22 protein-coding genes are annotated in these 17503 nt (G+C 72.0%); 10 read left to right on the top strand and 12 right to left on the bottom strand.

Features of this window, described 5'->3' with window-relative positions; all coding sequences use genetic code 11:
* Positions 1-56 precede the first annotated feature (56 nt).
* Positions 57-719, top strand: a complete 663-nt coding sequence (locus SM447_RS02840; RefSeq protein ID WP_474571110.1) for a potassium channel family protein — start codon at positions 57-59, stop codon at positions 717-719.
* A 2-nt stretch (positions 720-721) separates the two neighbouring features.
* Entirely contained in the window at positions 722-1411 is a 690-nt protein-coding gene (locus SM447_RS02835) for a potassium channel family protein (RefSeq protein WP_474571109.1), read from the top strand.
* Positions 1412-1480: 69 nt separating this feature from the next.
* Here the strand turns inward: SM447_RS02835 and SM447_RS02830 are convergent, their stop codons facing one another.
* From SM447_RS02830 to dut, 4 genes are all read right to left on the bottom strand, one after another.
* Positions 1481-2203, bottom strand: a complete 723-nt coding sequence (locus SM447_RS02830) for a DUF3159 domain-containing protein (RefSeq protein ID WP_474571108.1) — start codon at positions 2201-2203, stop codon at positions 1481-1483.
* A gap of 31 nt (positions 2204-2234) precedes the next feature.
* Positions 2235-2615, bottom strand: coding sequence for an OB-fold nucleic acid binding domain-containing protein (locus SM447_RS02825; protein WP_474571107.1), 381 nt, complete (start codon positions 2613-2615; stop codon positions 2235-2237).
* Between the two features lie 161 nt (positions 2616-2776).
* Complete coding sequence (locus SM447_RS02820; RefSeq protein ID WP_474571106.1) at positions 2777-3460, bottom strand: DUF3710 domain-containing protein; 684 nt, start codon at positions 3458-3460, stop codon at positions 2777-2779.
* Positions 3457-3987, bottom strand: coding sequence for a dUTP diphosphatase (gene dut, locus SM447_RS02815; RefSeq protein WP_474571105.1), 531 nt, complete (start codon positions 3985-3987; stop codon positions 3457-3459). The genes SM447_RS02820 and dut overlap by 4 nt, the downstream gene beginning before the upstream one ends.
* 77 nt (positions 3988-4064) lie before the next feature.
* Between dut and SM447_RS02810 the strand changes: the two genes are divergently transcribed.
* Positions 4065-4565: a DUF3093 domain-containing protein gene (locus SM447_RS02810; RefSeq protein WP_474571254.1), complete on the top strand. Its 501-nt coding sequence runs from the start codon at positions 4065-4067 to the stop codon at positions 4563-4565.
* 106 nt (positions 4566-4671) lie between these two features.
* Here the strand turns inward: SM447_RS02810 and SM447_RS02805 are convergent, their stop codons facing one another.
* Entirely contained in the window at positions 4672-5469 is a 798-nt protein-coding gene (locus SM447_RS02805) for a hypothetical protein (protein ID WP_474571104.1), read from the bottom strand.
* 102 nt (positions 5470-5571) lie between these two features.
* Entirely contained in the window at positions 5572-5868 is a 297-nt protein-coding gene (locus SM447_RS02800) for a DUF4193 domain-containing protein (RefSeq protein ID WP_007075406.1), read from the bottom strand.
* A 428-nt stretch (positions 5869-6296) separates the two neighbouring features.
* Here SM447_RS02800 and SM447_RS02795 point away from each other — a divergent pair, with 428 nt between their 5' ends.
* Positions 6297-6812 carry a LytR C-terminal domain-containing protein gene (locus SM447_RS02795; protein WP_474571253.1) on the top strand — a complete coding sequence of 172 codons (516 nt, stop codon included), beginning with the start codon at positions 6297-6299 and terminating at the stop codon, positions 6810-6812.
* Positions 6813-6865: 53 nt separating this feature from the next.
* On the opposite strand, the gene SM447_RS02790 is transcribed toward SM447_RS02795, so the two are convergent.
* Positions 6866-7687: an inositol monophosphatase family protein gene (locus SM447_RS02790; RefSeq protein ID WP_474571103.1), complete on the bottom strand. Its 822-nt coding sequence runs from the start codon at positions 7685-7687 to the stop codon at positions 6866-6868.
* A 287-nt stretch (positions 7688-7974) separates the two neighbouring features.
* Between SM447_RS02790 and SM447_RS02785 the strand changes: the two genes are divergently transcribed.
* Entirely contained in the window at positions 7975-9588 is a 1614-nt protein-coding gene (locus SM447_RS02785; protein ID WP_474571102.1) for an RNA polymerase sigma factor, read from the top strand.
* Between the two features lie 244 nt (positions 9589-9832).
* A complete protein-coding gene (locus SM447_RS02780) occupies positions 9833-10066 on the top strand; it encodes a DUF7455 domain-containing protein (RefSeq protein ID WP_145775696.1) in 234 nt (77 codons plus the stop codon).
* A gap of 214 nt (positions 10067-10280) precedes the next feature.
* Here SM447_RS02780 and SM447_RS02775 read toward each other — a convergent pair whose 3' ends face one another.
* From SM447_RS02775 to SM447_RS02765, 3 genes are all read right to left on the bottom strand, one after another.
* Entirely contained in the window at positions 10281-12008 is a 1728-nt protein-coding gene (locus SM447_RS02775) for a DEAD/DEAH box helicase (protein ID WP_474571101.1), read from the bottom strand.
* Positions 12009-12198: 190 nt separating this feature from the next.
* Positions 12199-12852 (bottom strand): trimeric intracellular cation channel family protein, encoded by a 654-nt coding sequence (locus SM447_RS02770; RefSeq protein WP_474571100.1) that lies wholly within the window; start codon positions 12850-12852, stop codon positions 12199-12201.
* A 39-nt stretch (positions 12853-12891) separates the two neighbouring features.
* Complete coding sequence (locus SM447_RS02765) at positions 12892-13110, bottom strand: DUF3039 domain-containing protein (RefSeq protein WP_474571099.1); 219 nt, start codon at positions 13108-13110, stop codon at positions 12892-12894.
* Positions 13111-13198: 88 nt separating this feature from the next.
* On the opposite strand from SM447_RS02765, the gene SM447_RS02760 reads away from it, so the two are divergent.
* On the top strand, positions 13199-14134 hold the full coding sequence (locus tag SM447_RS02760) for a pseudouridine-5'-phosphate glycosidase (RefSeq protein ID WP_474571098.1): 936 nt from the start codon (positions 13199-13201) through the stop codon (positions 14132-14134).
* A gap of 100 nt (positions 14135-14234) precedes the next feature.
* Complete coding sequence (locus tag SM447_RS02755; RefSeq protein ID WP_474571252.1) at positions 14235-15113, top strand: carbohydrate kinase family protein; 879 nt, start codon at positions 14235-14237, stop codon at positions 15111-15113.
* Between the two features lie 17 nt (positions 15114-15130).
* Here SM447_RS02755 and SM447_RS02750 read toward each other — a convergent pair whose 3' ends face one another.
* Positions 15131-15493: a DUF3099 domain-containing protein gene (locus tag SM447_RS02750; protein WP_474571097.1), complete on the bottom strand. Its 363-nt coding sequence runs from the start codon at positions 15491-15493 to the stop codon at positions 15131-15133.
* 110 nt (positions 15494-15603) lie between these two features.
* Here SM447_RS02750 and SM447_RS02745 point away from each other — a divergent pair, with 110 nt between their 5' ends.
* Together SM447_RS02745 and SM447_RS02740 are read left to right on the top strand one after the other, a co-directional pair.
* Positions 15604-15903 (top strand): hypothetical protein, encoded by a 300-nt coding sequence (locus SM447_RS02745; RefSeq protein WP_474571096.1) that lies wholly within the window; start codon positions 15604-15606, stop codon positions 15901-15903.
* 2 nt (positions 15904-15905) lie between these two features.
* The gene (locus SM447_RS02740) at positions 15906-16217 is read left to right on the top strand and encodes a hypothetical protein (protein ID WP_474571251.1); all 312 of its coding nucleotides are present in this window, start codon (positions 15906-15908) and stop codon (positions 16215-16217) included.
* Between the two features lie 46 nt (positions 16218-16263).
* Here SM447_RS02740 and SM447_RS02735 read toward each other — a convergent pair whose 3' ends face one another.
* Positions 16264-17493 carry a low temperature requirement protein A gene (locus SM447_RS02735; protein ID WP_474571095.1) on the bottom strand — a complete coding sequence of 410 codons (1230 nt, stop codon included), beginning with the start codon at positions 17491-17493 and terminating at the stop codon, positions 16264-16266.
* Positions 17494-17503: the final 10 nt, after the last annotated feature.

The following is a 17503-nucleotide window of genomic DNA, read 5'->3' as shown; positions in this document are numbered from 1 at the left end:
CGAGGTGGCAGGCTCGCAGGCGACGAGGCGCAGCGGTACGCATCGTGGGAGGCAGCGTGCATGTCGTGATCATGGGATGTGGCCGGGTCGGCTCGACCCTGGCCCACAACCTGGAGTCCCGGGGGCACTCGGTAGCGGTCATCGACCAGGACGCGGACGCCTTCCGCCGGCTACGGCCCGATTTCGCCGGCGTCACCGTCACCGGGGCCGGCTTCGACGGCGACGTGCTGCGCCAGGCCGGCATCGAGCGGGCGGACGCCTTCGCCGCCGTCTCCAGCGGCGACAACTCCAACATCATCTCGGCCCGGTTGGCCCGCGAGACCTTCGGCGTGAGCCGCGTGGCGGCCCGCATCTACGACCAGCGCCGCGCCCAGGTCTACGAGCGGCTGGGCATTCCCACCGTGGCCACCGTCCGGTGGACGGCCGATCGGATGTTGCGGCACCTGCTGCCCGAGGGCAACGTGGAGATCTTCCGCGACCCCACCAGCACCGTCTCGATCGTGGAGGTGCCGGTGCACAAGGAATGGATCGGCCGCCCGGTGCGCACCCTGGAGGAGGCGACCGGGGCCCGGGTGGCGTACCTGATCCGGTTCGGCATCGGCACGCTGCCCACCGCGTCCAGCGTGGTGCAGGAGGGTGACCAGCTCTTCATGCTGGTCACCGACGACATGGTGGCGACGGTCACGTCGGTGGCGGCAGCGCCGGAAGGGGGGCAGTGATCATGCGGGTTGCCATCGCGGGCGCCGGCAACGTGGGCCGCTCCATCGCCCAGGAGTTGATCGAGAACGGCCACCAGGTGATGCTGATCGAGCGCCAGCCACGGATGCTCCGGCCGGCCCGGGTGCCGGACGCGGAGTGGGTGCTGGCCGACGCCTGCGAGCTGACCAGCCTGGAGGAGGCCGAGCTGGCCGGCTGCGACGTGGTGGTCGCGGCCACCGGCGACGACAAGGTCAACCTCGTGGTCTCGCTGCTGGCCAAGACCGAGTTCGCCGTGCCCCGGGTGGTCGCCCGGGTCAACCGGGCCGAGAACGAGTGGCTGTTCACCGAGCAGTGGGGCGTCGACGTGGCGGTCAGCAAGCCACGGGTGATGGCCGCGCTGGTCGAGGAGGCGGTGACGGTCGGCGACCTGGTCCGCCTGATGACGTTCCGGCAGGGCGAGGCGAACCTGGTCGAGATCACGTTGCCGCCGACCGCGCCCTACGTCGGGCGTCCGCTGCGGGAGGTGCCGCTGCCCCGGGACTCCGCGCTGGTGGCGATCCTGCGCGGCAAGCGGGTCCTGGTGCCCAGCGCGGACGACCCGGTCGAGGCCGGCGACGAACTGGTCTTCGTCTGCACCGCCGAGGTCGAGGACGCCGTACGGGCGGTGATGCTCGGCGCGGACAGCGTCGAACGCACCCGCGAGTCACGCTGACCGCAGCACCCCGATCGATCACGGCGGGGCCACCCGGCCGAGCCGAGCAGATCACCGTCGGCGGCGGGTTCAGCTCGTCAGCGGCTCCGCGGAGCGCTCGCGGGTCACCCGCCGCACCGTCCAGACGGTGATCAGCAGCAGCAGCACGTACGGCGGGTAGCCCAGGACCAGCCGCGCCACCCCGAGCGCGGTCTCCATGTCCGCGGCGGCGGCCTCGTCGCCGAGCTGGTCGAACCGGCGGGCCGCGAGGTAGATGGCGGCCTGCACACCGACCTTGGCCAGCCACACCACCCCCCAGAGCACGGTCAGCCTGGTGAAGGTGCGGACCAGCCGGGGATCGTCGCGCCACTCGGCGCTGCCCTTGGCCACCAGCACCGACCAGATCCAGCCGACCAGCGGCTGCCGGATCGCCGCCGAGAGCAGCAGGGCCAGGCCGTAGCCGATGCCGTAGAGGATCCCCGGCAGGTAGAAGTCGCGCGCATCGCCCGTACGCCAGGCGATGGCGGCACCGATCCCGATGCCGAACAGCCCGTTGACCGCGTGCCGCACCGGCCGGCGCTGAGCCAACCGCAACCCGCCGATCAGCACCGCCACCGCCACCGAGGCGATCACGGCGGGCCGCAGCTCGCCGACGATGTTGGCGATCACGAAGACCACCACCGGGATGCTGGACTCGGCCAGCCCTCGCCAGCCCCCGAGCTGGTCGGCCATCTGCTCGGCGACGGTGGGCAACCGCTCCTCGTCCGCCGGCCCGATCTCCGGCTGGGTCGCCGGGTGCTGTCCGGTCGTCATCGCCCGCTGTCCATCCGCAACGCCCGCAAGTTCACTTCGACGGCTCCAGCTCGTAGTACGGGTTGTAGATCACCTTGCGGTCGTCGCGCACCGCGACCCTCCCCCGGGCCGTCAGGTGTCGTCCCGGCTCGATGCCGACGATGTGCCGCCGCCCGAGCCAGACCAGCATCACGACATCGCTGCCGTCGTAGAGCTCCGCCTCCAGCGCCGGCAGGTTCGTCCGGGGGGTGTAGACGACGGTACGCAGCCGGCCGCTGACCGACACCATCTGCCCCCGCGCACACTGTAGGACCGGCATCGCACCACAGCGGGCGCTCTCCCGCTGCAACTGCTGCGCCTCGATCTCGGCCTCGCTCGCGGTGAGCCGTCGCAGCATCCGCCGCAGCGAACCCCGACCCTCGTCGGTGGTCATGAGCTCCGCGTCACCCTCTCCACGCCGGCCGGTCGGTACCGGAACCACCGCCCGGCGACGCCGGACGGCACCCGCCAGCGTACGCCGGACAGGGCGTCTCCGGCGCACCGGAAACGCTCGCCCGGCCGCTGTCGCGGCGGAGCCCCGGCCCCACCGAGCGCTCAGCGGACGCCGGGCGCCGACGCCGCGTCGGCCCCTCCGGCGGCCGGGTCCGCCGTCGCCTGCTCACCCGCCTCGCGCGGCAGCCGCAGTGGCAGCGGCTCACGTACCGGCTTGGCCTCGGCTCCCCGGTCGACGACCAGCCCGTCCAGGCAGTGGGCCAGCGGGCCGGCGGCGGCGGGATCGGTGGCCGCCGCACCCTGGTACACCGCGCGGACCATCCAGCGCGGTCCGTCGACGCCGACGAACCGCAGGTCGGTCAGGCCGTCCTCGGTGCGTACCCGGGCGTGCAGCTCGGTGCCGTACTCGCCGGTGACCTCCTGCGCGGCGGCCCCGTCGGCGAGCAGGGACTGGCGGATCTCCTCGCGCACCTCGTCCCAGATGCCCTCGGAACGGGGGGCGGCGAAGACACCGAGCTGCAGGGCGCTCTGGCCGTGCACCAGCACGACCTGCTGGATCACCCCCTGCTGGTCGGCCTGCACCCGCACCTCGACCCCGGGCACCGCTGGGATCTGCAGGCTGCCCAGATCGAGCCGCTGCACCCCGGCCGGGGCCTCGGTGACGTCGTACGGGCCGCGCGCCGGCTCCGCCGGGGCCGGTACGGTGCCCTCGGCGGTGTCGGGCACGTCGAGGGCCCGCTCGTCACGGGCGTGCCGTCCCGCGGCCCGCTTTCGGGAGAAGATCACTGCGTCCAACCTCCGCTGTTCGCACTCACGGTGCCATCTCGTCCATCCGCGCCGTCCGTGGCCGGCGGCGGTACCAGTCCGGCGTGCCCGCCGGTGGAGCCGTGCCCACCGGTCCCCCGTCCGGACCCGGGCAACTCGGCCACCGGCTGGAAGACCGCCCGTTCCACCCGCTGCACAACCAGTTGCGCGATCCGGTCGCCCCGGGAGATCTTCACCGGCACGGCCCGGTCATGGTTGATCAGGTTGACCAGGATCTCACCCCGGTAGCCGGCGTCGACCGTACCGGGCGCGTTGAGCACCGTCACGCCGAGTCTGGCGGCGAGCCCCGATCGGGGGTGCACCAGGCCCACGTACCCCTCCGGCAGGGCGATCGCCACCCCGGTCGGCACCAGTGCCCGGCCGCCGGGTGGCAGTTCCACGTCGGCGGCCGCCACCAGGTCGGCACCGGCGTCACCGGGATGGGCGTACGCCGGCATCGGCAGCTCGGGGTCGAGCCGCCGGACCGGCACGGGCACCACGTCGGTCACGATGTCCCTCTTTCGTCCGTTCCGCTGGGGGTGACCCTGTCATCCTGCCCGGTACCCGGGCGTCGCCGCGCCGTACCCTGGCACGAGTGAGCCAGTCACCGTCTTCCTCGTCCGTCTCGACGGCCCCGGCCTACACCGAACGGCTGCGTCTGCCCTGGTGGTTGTGGCTCGCAGGGCTCGTCGCCGCGGCCCTGCTCGCCGTCGAGGTGTGGATGGGCGCCGCCGGTGTACGCGCCTGGCTGCCGTTCGCGGTGCTGCTGCCGGCAGCCGTGGCCGGGCTGGCGTGGCTGGGCCGAATCAGGGTCGCCGTGGTCGACGGCGAGCTGCGGGTCGACGACGCCCGGCTACCCGTCCGGTTCGTCGCCGACGCCGTCGCGCTGGACGCCGAGGGTCGGCGTGAGGTGCTCGGCGTCGGTGCCGACCCGCTGGCGTTCGTCGTCCAGCGACCGTGGATCCCCGGCGCGGTCCAGGTGGTGCTGGACGATCCGGCTGACCCCACACCGTTCTGGGTGGTCAGTTCCCGGCATCCGGTCGAGCTGGCCGACGCCCTGCTGGCCGCCCGCGACGCGGCGCGCTGACCGGACACTTCGACGGCGGCGCTGGCGGGCCGCCACCACGTCCGCCGGTCGAGCTGTCCCGACGCACCGGCGATCCGGGTGGCACCGGCTCCGACCCGACCGACGGTCAGGAGGAGCCGGGCAACGCGGGCGGGGCCGGTGGTACGCCGGGCAGGCCACGCCGTTGCCGGCGCAGATCGGCGCGGAGCTGGTCGGCCAGCGTCCGGGTGGCCCGCCGGTTCAGGTAACTCGCCACGGCCGCGCCGGTGAGGAAGGGGCCCAGCGTGGTCAGGTTGCGGCCGAAGCGCTTGAGCAGGGTGTCCCGCAGTTCGTGCCGGGCGGCAGTGCCCAGCACGGCACCCACGCCGACACCGGGCATCATCGGGTTGACCCCGCGCTGGTTGGCCCAGGCCTGCACCAGGGCGACCGTCCGTTCGGTGCCGCCGGCCGGCAGCGGTGCGCCGTAGATCTCGTGCAGCTCGCCGGTCAGCTTCAGCTCCACCGCCACCACCGCGACGGTCTCGGCGGCGAGCAGCACCGGGGCGGAGAGCAGGCTCGGCGTGACCGTCCACTGGACCGCCGAGGCGCCCCCGCCGGCCGCGCCGACTCCCGCCGTCGCCCGGGACGCGTTGCGGACCAGCCGGTCGGCCAACTCCTCGTCGTCCAACCCGGGAAAGTGCCGCCGCAGGGTGGCGAGGTCCCGGACGGGTACGTGGGGGGCGATCTCGGCGACCGTGTCCACCATCCAGCGCAGCGCGGCCTTCGGCTTGAACAGGTCGCCGATTCCCCGGGCGCGGGCCTGCCCCACCAGCCGGGCGAGCAGTTGACGTCGTTTTGCCGGCTCGATCTCGTCGGCGGTCAGCGCCGCGACCGTCGCCCCCAGCTCGCCCGTACCGTTCTCGGCACGCTCGTCGCGCTCGCTCATGAATAACGAGTCAACCAGGTTGGGCGGCGCGGCGCTCGCCGAGCCGGGCGGCGGCGACTCCACTCGGGAGTCGCCGCCGTGATCGTGGTCGTCGCCCTGCTGTCAGACGCACTCTCGGCAGATCAGCTCGCCGTTGCGCTCCACCGCCAACTGACTGCGGTGGTGCACCAGGAAGCAGCGGGCACAGCGGAACTCGTCCTGCTGCATCGGCAGCACCTTGACCGTCAGTTCCTCGTCAGCAAGGTCGGCACCGGGCAACTCGAAGCTCTCAGCCACTTCGGCCTCGTCGACGTCCACGGCGCCCGACTGCGAGTCGACGCGCCGGGCCTTGAGCTCTTCCAGGCTGTCCTCGCCGAGGTCGACCTCGTCGCGGCGCGGGGCGTCGTAGTCGGTGGCCATCGGTTTCACTCTCCCATTTCGATGTTGTCGCTTCCGGTTGTAACGCCGGACGACGCTGTTTCGGTTCCGCTGGCCGGCCACCGCTAGTGTCGGCCACCTGACCCGACGACCGCTCGGGCCAGACGCCAGAGGATCTCCCCGGCGAGCGCGGAACCCTACCCCCCCTTTGGGCGAGGCATGTATACCGCCCTCGTGGCTGAGATGTACGCCCCTGCACGGGAAGTTGTTCCCAATGTGACTCAGGCGACACGAAGATAGGGGTAGTACTACCCCGTTCTCCGATGGCGCGCCGGCATGTCGGACTGTTTCCACGCGACGGCCGGACACCCGTTAACCTCAGCGGCGTACCCGACGGCCGCCGGGACGGCCCGACCGACGGCCGCTGCCACCCACCATTGCCCGGGAGTGCCCTGATGAGCTTTGCGCGAGTGCGAGCACTCGTTGTCGTCGGCATGCTGGCGGTGGTCGCCCTGGTCTTCGTGGTCATCGCCCTGGTCAAGGACACCCAGGGTAACGCCGGTGTCGGCCAGGGTTGTCCCGATGACTGGCCGCGCGCCGACGTGACCCTGCGCGACCACAAGGATGTCAAGATCAACGTGCTCAACGGCACGGACCGTCCCGGCCTGGCCGCCAGCGTCGGAGACGACTTCCGGAACCGGGACTTCCAGGTGCAGAAGGAAGCCAGCCAGAAGAAAAAGATCGACGACGTGGCGGTCCTGCGTTACGGCCCGAAGGGAGTCGGCTCGGCCCACCTGCTGCGGGCGTACTTCCTCGGCAACGCCGAACTGGAGTACAACCCCAAGCGCGAGGACGACATCGTCGACGTGGTGCTGGGCACCAGCTTCCAGCAGTTGGCCACCATCACCGAGGTCAACCAGTCGCTGGGCGATCTCGGCGCACCGGTCGCCCCGCCCGGTTCCTGCCCGATGCCGGTCGACGACTGAGCATCCGACGGGCCGCTCGGCGGCTCGCCGACCGGCCGAGCCGCCGAGCGGTGTCAGGGACCGCCGGAGGCGTCCAGGGCGGCCAGGCGGTCGTGCAGCGCGTCGAACAGCGCCGGCGGGGCGGCGATGACCATCTCCGGCCCGGCGTCCGACCCCTTGAGCCCACCGACGCGCAGGCCGGCTTCGGTGGCCACCAGCGCGCCGGCCGCCTGGTCCCAGGCGGCCAGGCCCTTCTCGTAGTAGGCGTCGGCCCGCCCCTCGGCGACCAGGCAGAGATCAACGGCGGCGGCGCCGAGGCGGCGGATGTCGCGTACGTGCGAAATCAGCTCGGTCAGCACCCGGGCCTGATGGACCCGGCGGGCGGAGTCGTAACCGAAGCCGGTGATCACCAGCGCCTGACCGAGATCGGTCTCGGTGGAGCAGCGCAACCGCCGCCCCTCGCGCCAGGCGCCGCCGCCGACGGTCGCGGTCCACTCCTCGCCGGTGTGGAGGTTGCGTACCACGCCCGCCACCACCTGGCCGTCCACCTCCGCGGCGATCGACACCCCGCAGTGCGTCAGTCCGTACAGGTAGTTGACGGTGCCGTCGATCGGGTCCACGATCCACCGCACCCGGGCCCGGGGGCCGTCGTCGGGCGCCGCCGCGCCGTACTCCTCGCCCAGCACCGCGTCATGGGGCCGTAGCCGGCGCAGTTCGGCGGTGATCTGGCGCTCCACGGCCCGGTCGGCCGCGGTCACCACGTCGGTGACGGTGCTCTTGGTCGCCGCGACCGAGACGCCCTCGGTGCGCATCCGGTACGCGGTCGCCGCCGCGCCCCGCGCCACCTCGATCGCGATCTCCAGCAGTTGCGGCGGCGGTGGCGCCGAGCGCTCCATCTCCGTCCCCTTCCCGCACGGCCGGGTATCCGGGTTCCGCGCGGGTATCATCCTTACAAAGTCCAAAAGCGCACCGAATCGGCGGTCCCAACCGTCGATCAGCCGTGCGGCGCAGGATGGTCGCCGCAGACGGCGTTACAATTCACCCCTGCCCACGCGCCACGGACCGCCCGACAGCCGGCCGGCCCGGGACACGAGGGTTCCTCAACCACATCGCCCGGCGCGGTGCCCCACGCTGCGTCGGACGAACCCGGCCGTGCTCGCTCTTCGCCTCCGGAAGGTCATTCGTGACAGAACCCCGCCAGACCGGCGCCGACGTTCGCTCGCTCACCGACACCCTGATCGCCCACGCGCAGAGCGCCGGCGGCCAGCTCACGTCGGCCCAGCTCGCGCGCACCGTCGAGTCCGCCGAGGTGACTCCGGCCCAGGCCAAGAAGATCCTGCGGGCGCTCTCCGAGGCCGGGGTGACCGTCGTGGTCGACGGGTCGGCCAGCACCCGCCGACGGGTCGCCGCCGCCCGGTCCGCCACCCCCGCGTCCCGGGCCACCACCGCCAAGACCACCAAGAAGGCGGCCGCGCCCGCCCCGACGCAGGCACCCGCGGCCGAGGAGGCGCCAGCACCGGCCCCGCGGAAGGCGACCTCGCGCAAGGCGGCCGGCACCACCGCGGACGTGGCCGCGAAGGCCGCCGCGCCGGCCAAGAAGTCCACCCGGGCCACCAAGGCCACGGTGGCCGCCGCGACGGGTACGGCCAAGCCGGCCAAGGCGGCGGGCAAGGGCCCCGAGGGCGAAGCGGCCGAGGGCGAGGTCAACCCCGAGGAACTCGCCGCCGAGATCGAGGACGTGGTGGTCGAGGAGCCGGCGGAGCTGGCCCAGGCCGCCGCGGCCGACGCGGCGAGTTCCGCCACCGACAACGACTTCGAGTGGGACGACGAGGAGTCCGAGGCGCTCAAGCAGGCGCGCCGGGACGCCGAGCTGACCGCCTCGGCGGACTCGGTCCGGGCGTACCTGAAGCAGATCGGCAAGGTCCCGCTGCTCAACGCCGAGCAGGAGGTGGAGCTGGCCAAGCGGATCGAGGCCGGGCTCTACGCCGCGGAGCGTCTGCGGGCGGCCGACGAGGGCGAGGAGAAGCTCGCCCGGGACATGCAGCGCGACCTGCTCTGGATCTCCCGGGACGGCGAGCGCGCCAAGAACCACCTGTTGGAGGCGAACCTGCGCCTGGTCGTCTCGCTGGCCAAGCGGTACACCGGCCGCGGCATGGCCTTCCTCGACCTCATCCAGGAAGGCAACCTCGGCCTCATCCGCGCCGTCGAGAAGTTCGACTACACCAAGGGCTACAAGTTCTCCACCTACGCCACCTGGTGGATCCGCCAGGCCATCACCCGCGCCATGGCCGACCAGGCCCGCACCATCCGCATCCCGGTCCACATGGTCGAGGTGATCAACAAGCTGGGCCGGATCCAGCGGGAGCTGCTCCAGGACCTGGGCCGGGAGCCCACGCCGGAGGAGCTGGCCAAGGAGATGGACATCACACCGGAGAAGGTGCTGGAGATCCAGCAGTACGCCCGGGAGCCCATCTCGCTCGACCAGACCATCGGTGACGAGGGCGACAGCCAGCTCGGTGACTTCATCGAGGACTCGGAGGCGGTCGTCGCGGTCGACGCGGTCTCCTTCTCCCTGCTCCAAGACCAGCTCCAGCAGGTCCTCCAGACGTTGTCCGAGCGTGAGGCGGGTGTGGTACGTCTCCGGTTCGGGCTGACCGACGGCCAGCCGCGTACGCTTGACGAGATCGGTCAGGTCTACGGGGTGACCCGGGAGCGGATCCGGCAGATCGAGTCCAAGACGATGTCCAAGCTCCGGCACCCGTCCCGTTCCCAGGTGCTGCGCGACTACCTCGACTGATCAGGATCCGTCAACCGAACGTGCCGTTTTGATCACCTGGTGTGCAACGTCGGATGGTGATCAGGTGGTTGCACGATTGTGATCGTTGACGTGGCACCCTGGGGGCACGGCACACTGTCCGTGCCATGTGTGACCTCGGTCCCCCGCGGGCACACAGGGAAGGCGAGGCCCGCCAAGGGTGTTGCACGATAGGTGACCAAGACCGAAGAGAGTGTTCATCGGTGACGACCAGAGGAGGAAGGCGATGACCCCGACCCTCACGCCGCCGCCCGAGACGGTGAGCCCCCCGGCCGCCGATGAACGGTGCGACCGCTGCAATGCCGCCGGCAAGCTCCGGATCACCCTGGCGGGTGGCAGTGAGCTGGTGTTCTGTGGGCACCACGCCAACAAGTACGCCGAGGATCTAGTCAAGATCACCGTACGGTACGCGACGGACCCGGAGTTCAACTGGCGCGGCGCCGACCTGATGGCCAACTGAGGGCTCAGCGACCCCGACATAAGCCGGCCGGAGACATCCAGAGGATGTCTCCGGCCGGCTTTTTGCATCCCCCGCACACCGCTGACCGCTGCCCGCTGACCGCTGACCGCTGCGTTGATCATGAAGTTGTTGCCCTTGGCAAGCGTTTGCCCACCACAACAACTTCATGATCAACCGGGCGGGGAGGTGAACTCGGGGGCGGTGGGGTGAGGGGTTAGAGGGTTTGGACGGTGGCTATGCGTTCTTCGAGTTGTTCGATGGTGGCCTGGGCGCTGGGGGGGCCGCCGCAGATGCGGCGCAGCTCGGCGTGGATCTTGCCGTGCGGCTGGCCGGTACGGTGATGCTGGGCCGCGACCAGGGCGTTGAGCTGGCGGCGTAGTGCCACCCGCCGCTGGGCGGCGCTCATCGGCGCCGCTGGCGCGGCCGTGGGCGCAGCGGACCCCGCCCGCTCGGTCGCCCGACGTCGCTGGGCGGCCAGCTGATCGGCCTGCCGCTTGGCGAGCAGCGACGCCACCTGGTCCGGGGTGAGCAGTCCGGGCAGGCCCAGGTACTCCTCCTCCTCGGGGGTGCCGGCCTGCGCCGCCGTACCGAACGAGGCGCCGTCGAAGATCACCTGATCCAGTTCGGCGGTGGCGGAGAGCGCGGCGAAACGCTTCTCCAGTTCTCCGCTCGCCTGCTCGTCGCGCTGGGCTCGCTCCAGCAGATCGTCGTCGAAGCCCTCGCGGTCCTTCGGCTTGCCGAGCACGTGGTCCCGTTCGGCCTCCATCTCGCTGGCCAACCCGAGCAGGTGCGGCACGCTGGGCAGGAAGACCGACGCGGTCTCCCCCGGGCGACGGGCCCGGACGAACCGCCCGATCGCCTGCGCGAAGTACAGCGGGGTACTCGCGCTGGTCGCGTACACACCGACGGCCAACCGGGGGATGTCGACACCTTCGGACACCATCCGTACCGCGACCAGCCAGCGTTGCTCGGACGCCGCGAACGTCGCGATCCGGGCCGAAGCGCCCGCGTCGTCGGAGAGCACGACGGCCGCCTTCTCCCCCGTCACCTGCTCGATGAGCTTGGCGTACGAGCGGGCCGTCTGCTGGTCGCTGGCGATGACGAGCCCACCGGCGTCGGGCATGCCCGCCTCCCGCAGCACGGTCAGCCGGGCGTCAGCGGCCCGCAGCACCTGGGGCATCCAGTCGCCCGCCGGATCCAGGGCGGTACGCCAGGCCTGGGCGACGAGATCCTGCGTCATCGGCTCACCCAGCCGGGCCGCCAGTTCCTCCCCGGCGTTGGTGCGCCACCGGGTCTCCCCCGAGTACGCCAGGAACAGCACCGGCCGCACCACGCCGTCGCGCAGCGCGTCGCTGTAGCCGTAGACCGAGTCGGCCCGGGAACGCAGCAGGCCGTCGTCACCCCGCTCGTAGCTGACGAACGGGATGGGGTTGTCGTCGGACCGGAAGGGCGTACCGGTCAGCATCAGCCGGCGTACCGCGGGCTCGAAGGCCGCCTTCACCCCGTCACCCCAGGTACGCGAGTCACCGGCGTGGTGGATCTCGTCGAGGATGACCAGGGTCCGTCGGGTCATGGTGCGGCGGCGGTGCACGTGCGGCGCCATGCCGACCTGGGCGTAGGTGACCACGGCACCGTGGAAGTCCGCCGAGGAGTGCAGGTCGGCGTTGCGGAAGGCGGCGTCGAGCTGGATGCCCACCCGGGCCGCCGACTCCGCCCACTGGGTCTTCAGGTGCTCGGTCGGGGCCACCACGGTGACCGCCTCGACACTGCCGTCGGCGAGCAGCTCGGCGGCGATCCGCAGGGCGAAGGTGGTCTTCCCGGCCCCCGGGGTGGCGACCGCCGTGAAGTCCTCGGCGCGACGGCGCAGGTACTCCACCAGAGCCTTGCGCTGCCAGGCGCGCAGGGGCGGGAACGTCTCGAGCTCCGGCGTCCGGACTGCCACGCGTTCGCTCCTCTCCGGCCGCACGGTTCCCGGCCGCAGGCCGGCGGACCCGGGCCGAGGGGCACGGTGCCCGCCCCACGAAAATGCCTCCGCGCAGCCGAGCCGCGAAGGCCGACTCAGCATAACCAGGACCGGTCCCGGAGCCCACGCGACGCCACAGCGGCCACAGCGTGCCCTGCGCCACCATCGCTCACTCGGGCGAGAGCCCCGACCGGCCGGGGGGCGGCGGGCGCAGCGTCGCCACCGGCGCCGACCAGCGCCGCCGCAGCGCCACCAGGCGTACGCCGAAGACCAGGACCACGGCGGCGGTGAGCGGGACCGGCCCGGTGTAACCCAGGCCGTACAGCAGCACCACCACGATCGAACCGCCGAGCGACGCGACGGCGTAGATCTCCCGCCGCAGCACCACCGGGATCTCACCGGTGAGCAGGTCTCGCCCGAGTCCACCACCGATCGCGGTGAGCATGCCGATCAGGCAGGCGCCGACCGCCGGCACCTGGGCCTCGAGAGCCTTCAGCGTGCCGACGACGGTGAACAGGCCGAGCCCGGCCGCGTCCAGTACCAGAACGGTGGTACGCAGCCGGGCCAGTTGCGGGTGCAGCCAGAAGACGGCCGCCGCGGTCACGGCGGCGGCGGTCGCGTACCGCCAGTCGGCGAAGGCCAGCGGCGGAACCTCGTCGATGACCAGGTCCCGGACGATCCCGCCACCGAGGGCGGCCACGAAGCCGACGAAGACGACGCCGAAGAGGTCAAGTCGTTTGGCCACCGCCGCGGAGGCGCCCGAGGCGGCGAAGACCGCGACCCCGGCCAGGTCAGCCAGGAGAAGGGCGGTGGAGGTGGTCACCGCCGCAGGTTACGCGGGCCGTCGCGGGGGTCGCCCGGCTCAGTCCTGGTACGAGTCGTAGATCTCCTTGCACTTGGGGCAGACCGGCGAACCCGGCTTGGGCGTCTTCGTGACCGGAAACGTCTCCCCGCACAGCGCGACGACGAAGGTGCCCATGACGGCACTTTCGGCGATCTTTTCCTTCCGGACGTAGTGGAACATCTCCGGACCGGTGTCGGCGTCCTTCAGCTCGGGACGTTCGAGGACCTGTGTACTCACGTCTGCACCTCCGACCGACAAGTTTGGCAGGTCACCCTCACCCGGTCCACCTGAGGTGACCCGCGTGGCGGGCGTACGGTGAGCGATTGTGACCGACTTTCACCTTCGCTACGGCACCGAGGTGGCCCGGGCCCTGCGCGAGCAGGGTCCCGTGGTCGCCCTGGAGAGCACCATCGTCTCGCACGGGCTGCCCCGGCCGGACAATCTTCGGGTGGCCCGGCAGATCGAACAGGCCGTCCGGGAGGCCGGCGCCGTGCCCGCCACCATCGGCATGGTCGCCGGGGAGCTCGTGGTGGGCCTGGACGACGCCGAACTGACCCGACTGGCCACCGCCGACGGCGTGACCAAACTCTCCGTGCGTGACCTCGCGGTGGCCGCCGCGACCGGGGCGGACGGTGCCACCACCGTGGCCGCGACCAGCGCCGTGGCGGCGGCGGCGGGCATCGGCGTGTTCGCCACCGGTGGCCTGGGCGGGGTGCACCGCGAGGCGGCGCAGACCTTCGACGAGTCGGCCGACCTGGTCACCCTGGCGCGTACTCCGATAGCGGTGGTCTGTGCCGGGGTGAAGTCGATCCTCGACGTCGGAGCCACCCTGGAGCGTCTGGAGACCCTCGGGGTGGCCGTGGTCGGCTACCGCACCCGTCGGTTCCCGGGCTTCTTCATCACCGACGGCGGCTTCGACCTGGACTGGTCGGTCGACTCGCCCGAACTGGTCGCCGACGCCCTGGCCGCCCGCGAGCAGCACCGCGCGCACCGTGGCGGACTGATCGTGGCCAACCCGCTGCCCACCGACGAGCAGCTCGACCCGGACCTGCACGACCGCACGCTCGCCGAGGGTCTTGCGCTGCTCGAGCGCGACGGGGTGACCGGAAAGGCCGTCACGCCGTACCTGCTGGCTCACTTCCACTCCGCCACCGAGGGCGCCAGCCTGGCGGTCAATGTCCGGATCATCCTCCGCAACGCCGATCTCGCCGCCCGGATCGCGGTCGCCGCGGCCCGCCGCCGAGCCGACGCACCGGCGTGAGCGGGCGAAGCGAGGCGGCGGCGTGAGTGAGGCGGCCGGGCCGGGCGGCACCCCACCCCGCGCGGACGGCTCCCGGGACCGACCCCGGGGCGGCCGCGTCCTGGTCGTCGGTGACGTGGTCACCGACGTGGTGGCGGTGCTCGCCGGTCCGCTGGCCGCCGGCTCCGACACCCCGGCGACGATCCGGTCGACCGGGGGCGGGCAGGCGGCCAACACCGCGTCCTGGCTCGCCGCCCAGGGCGTACCGGTGACGCTGGTGGGCGCGGTCGGTGACGACGGCCCCGGACGTGACCGGGTGACGGAGTTGACCGCCGCCGGAGTCGACTGCGCGGTGGAGCGGGTCGTCGGGTCCGCCACCGGCACGGTGATCGTGCTGACGGCCGGCCACGAACGCACGATGATCACTGAGCGCGGTGCGAACGTGCGCCTGCGCCCCGGTCACGTCGACGCGGTCCTGGCCGGCACGCCGGACGCGACACATCTGCACCTGTCCGGGTACACCCTGCTGGACGCCGACTCCCGGCCAGCCGGCCTGCGGGCACTGGCCGGCGCCCGCGAGCGTGGCCTCACCACCAGTGTCGACGCGGCCTCGGCGGCGCCGCTGCGGGCGGTCGGGGCTGCGGCGTTCCTGACCTGGGTACGCGAGGTCGACCTGCTACTGGTGAACGTCGACGAGGCGACGGTGCTGGCCGGCGGACTCGAACCGGCGGCGCAGGGAAGGGCCCTCGTCGCCGCCGCCCGCCGCGTGGTGGTCAAGCGCGGCGGGCGCGGCGCGACCTGGGTGGATCGCGATGCCGCACTCGTCACCGTGCCCGCCCGCCGGGTGGCGGTGCGCGACGTGACCGGGGCGGGTGACGCCTTCGCGGCGGGCCTGCTGAACGCCTGGCTGGCCGGGGCGACCCCGCACGCCGCTCTGGCCCGGGCCACCGATCTCGGTGCCGCGGCGGTCGCTCAGGTGGGTGCCCGCCCGGCTCGCTGAACGCGGGCCCGGCGGGATCAGGGTTCAGCGTCGATGATCTTGTGTGGCCGCTCCTCGGCCGCGAGACTCAGCGGGGGTGGAGCCGCCTCGGTCGCCGAACGCGACGAGAATCGGTTGGCGAGGCGGTGGCGCTCCTTGGGAGGTCGGTCGTTGGCCAGCAGCACCGCCAGCCACGGGATGAGCACCATCCCCAGGGCGACCAGGGGCAGCCAGAGCCAGAGCAGGGGTGCCCGCACGCCGACCAGGATCGCGCCGACGATCACACAGACGACGCGGACGCCCATCATCACGACATAGCGCCGCTGCCGGCTGGTCAGTTGATCATCCTGGCTGCGCGAGGCGTCGGTGATGAGGATCGGCCGGTACGCCTGATGCTTCACCGTGGTACCTCCTCCGGAGGGGTCGCACCCCATCCTGTCACTCCGACCGGACCAGCGGCGAGAATCGTCGTCCCCGGGCTGGCGTGTTACGTACGTGGTACGCTGACCGGGTGGGCAGCAGGTTCAGCTTCACCGACGAGGCGCTGGCCAATCTGCGCGTCTACGACGTCACGCCGGGGGAAGTCTGGGAGGCGCTGCACAGCGGCCGGCGGGTCATCCGTCACCTCGGCGACGACGTGATGGTGGTCTACGCCGCCACCGCCCGCGGCCGTCGGGTGGCCGTGCTACTGGCCGAGGCCGACGGCACCGACAACGACTGGGACGTTCTCTCCGCCCGCGAGCTGAGCGACGTCGAGACCAAACGCTATGACGAGGCCGTGCGACGATCTCCGGAGACGAGGAGGCGGTGACGATGAACCGTCACGACGCGACCAAGCAGTTCCACAGCGGCGGCGACCGGTTCGCCGATCTGATCGACGAGAGTCAGGCGGTCGAGCTGCCCAGCCCCGACACCGAGACCCCGATGGTCAGCCGGTCGGTCCGCCTGCCGTTGGAGACGTACGAACGGGTACGGGCCGCCGCCGACGCCCGGGGCATCGGTGTGACCACGCTGATGCGGCAGTGGATCGAGGCCGGCCTGGCCGACCTGGACGACTCGGCCACCGTGTCGCTGGCCGACGTGCGACGGGCCATCGCCTCCCTCGCCCACCCGAGCGCCGCCTGACGAGCGCCGCCTGACGAGCGCCGCCTGACGAGCGCCGCCCACGGGATCAGGTCGGGAAGTTGCCCCCACCCGGTTCCATGCGACCCAGTGGAGAGGCCGAGGGCTCCATCGGCCGGTGCCGGCCGCGCAGCACGTCCACGACGACGACCACGGCCAACCAGGTGGCGACCACGGACAGCGCGAGCATCGGTGTCCCGAGCAGGAGCAGTGGCGCGGACCCGACCAGCGCCAGCACCACCAGCACCCGCGCCCGGGATATCCGGGCGAAGATCTCGTACTCGAAACGGATCCGCCCCGCCAGGAACAGGACCGGGCCGCCGACGACGAAGAGCAGCCAGGCCGGTTCGACCCGGTCGAACGGCTTCACGATCACCAACTCGTAGCCGACCCCGGTGAGCAGCACGCCGAGCACCATGACCAGGTGGGTGATGGACGTCGAAGCACCGAGTCGACCCGGCGTACGGGCCAGCCGCAGCGCCTCGGCGAGCAGGTGGCCGGCGCGGTGGAAGTAGATCCGCCAGAGCAACGCGGTGGTGAGGAAGGCGACCGTGAAGGCCGTCGCCGCCAGTCTCCCGTAGCCCTCGCCGCTGTAGGTGATGCCGATGACCAGGATCGTCTCGCCCAGCGCGATGAGGAAGATCTGCTGGTAGCGCTCGGCCATGTGCTCACCGGCGATCCGCCAGGCCGAGGCCGGTGCCCGGCCCAGCCCGGGCACCGGCCAGCCCAGCAGATATCCGACCATGTCGATGCTTATGGCCATGACCCACAGCCCGAACCGCATGCCGTCGAGCCCGACGGCACCTGCCAGCCAGAACACCCCCGATACGGCCGCCCACGCGGCGAGCCGCCACGGCACGGTACGGCGCGGATGGCGGCCCAGGACGGTGGCGATCAGCACGGGACGGCCGATCACCGCCGCCAGGTACGCCACCACGAACAGCAGTGCCCGCTCCTCGAACGCCCGGGGCAGGGTGACGGCCATCACCAGGCTGCAGAACATCGTCCCGACCACGACGAACTCGATCGTCAGAGCTTCCGGCTCATACCGGCTGGTGACCCAATTGATCAACGTCCAGACGTGCCAGATGACGAGGAAGAGGATCAGGGTCTCCAGGAAACCCATCACGGTCAGCCCGTGCTCGATCTCGTCGATGAAGCGCACCGACACCCGGGTCAGCGCGAAGACGAGCGCCAGGTCGAGGAAGAGCTCCAGGAAGGTGGCGCGCGACATGCCGGTCTCGCCGCGGAGTAGCGCACCGCCCCGCTGCGCCGCCATTGGCCGCCCC

The sequence above is a fragment of the Micromonospora aridisoli genome, from assembly GCF_056150025.1.
Note: the sequence above shows the minus strand (reverse complement) of the source record. Positions and strands in the feature narration are given on the sequence as shown.

Bases quoted from the DNA above. Each gene is read 5' to 3' on its own strand.
- SM447_RS02835 (WP_474571109.1), top strand. From the start codon at position 722: ATGCGGGTTGCCATCGCGGGCGCCGGCAACGTGGGCCGCTCCATCGCC.
- SM447_RS02830 (WP_474571108.1), bottom strand. From the start codon at position 2,203: ATGACGACCGGACAGCACCCGGCGACCCAGCCGGAGATCGGGCCGGCG.
- SM447_RS02825 (WP_474571107.1), bottom strand. From the start codon at position 2,615: ATGACCACCGACGAGGGTCGGGGTTCGCTGCGGCGGATGCTGCGACGG.
- SM447_RS02805 (WP_474571104.1), bottom strand. From the start codon at position 5,469: ATGAGCGAGCGCGACGAGCGTGCCGAGAACGGTACGGGCGAGCTGGGG.
- SM447_RS02800 (WP_007075406.1), bottom strand. From the start codon at position 5,868: ATGGCCACCGACTACGACGCCCCGCGCCGCGACGAGGTCGACCTCGGC.
- SM447_RS02790 (WP_474571103.1), bottom strand. From the start codon at position 7,687: ATGGAGCGCTCGGCGCCACCGCCGCCGCAACTGCTGGAGATCGCGATC.
- SM447_RS02780 (WP_145775696.1), top strand. From the start codon at position 9,833: ATGACCCCGACCCTCACGCCGCCGCCCGAGACGGTGAGCCCCCCGGCC.
- SM447_RS02740 (WP_474571251.1), top strand. From the start codon at position 15,906: ATGAACCGTCACGACGCGACCAAGCAGTTCCACAGCGGCGGCGACCGG.
- SM447_RS02735 (WP_474571095.1), bottom strand. From the start codon at position 17,493: ATGGCGGCGCAGCGGGGCGGTGCGCTACTCCGCGGCGAGACCGGCATG.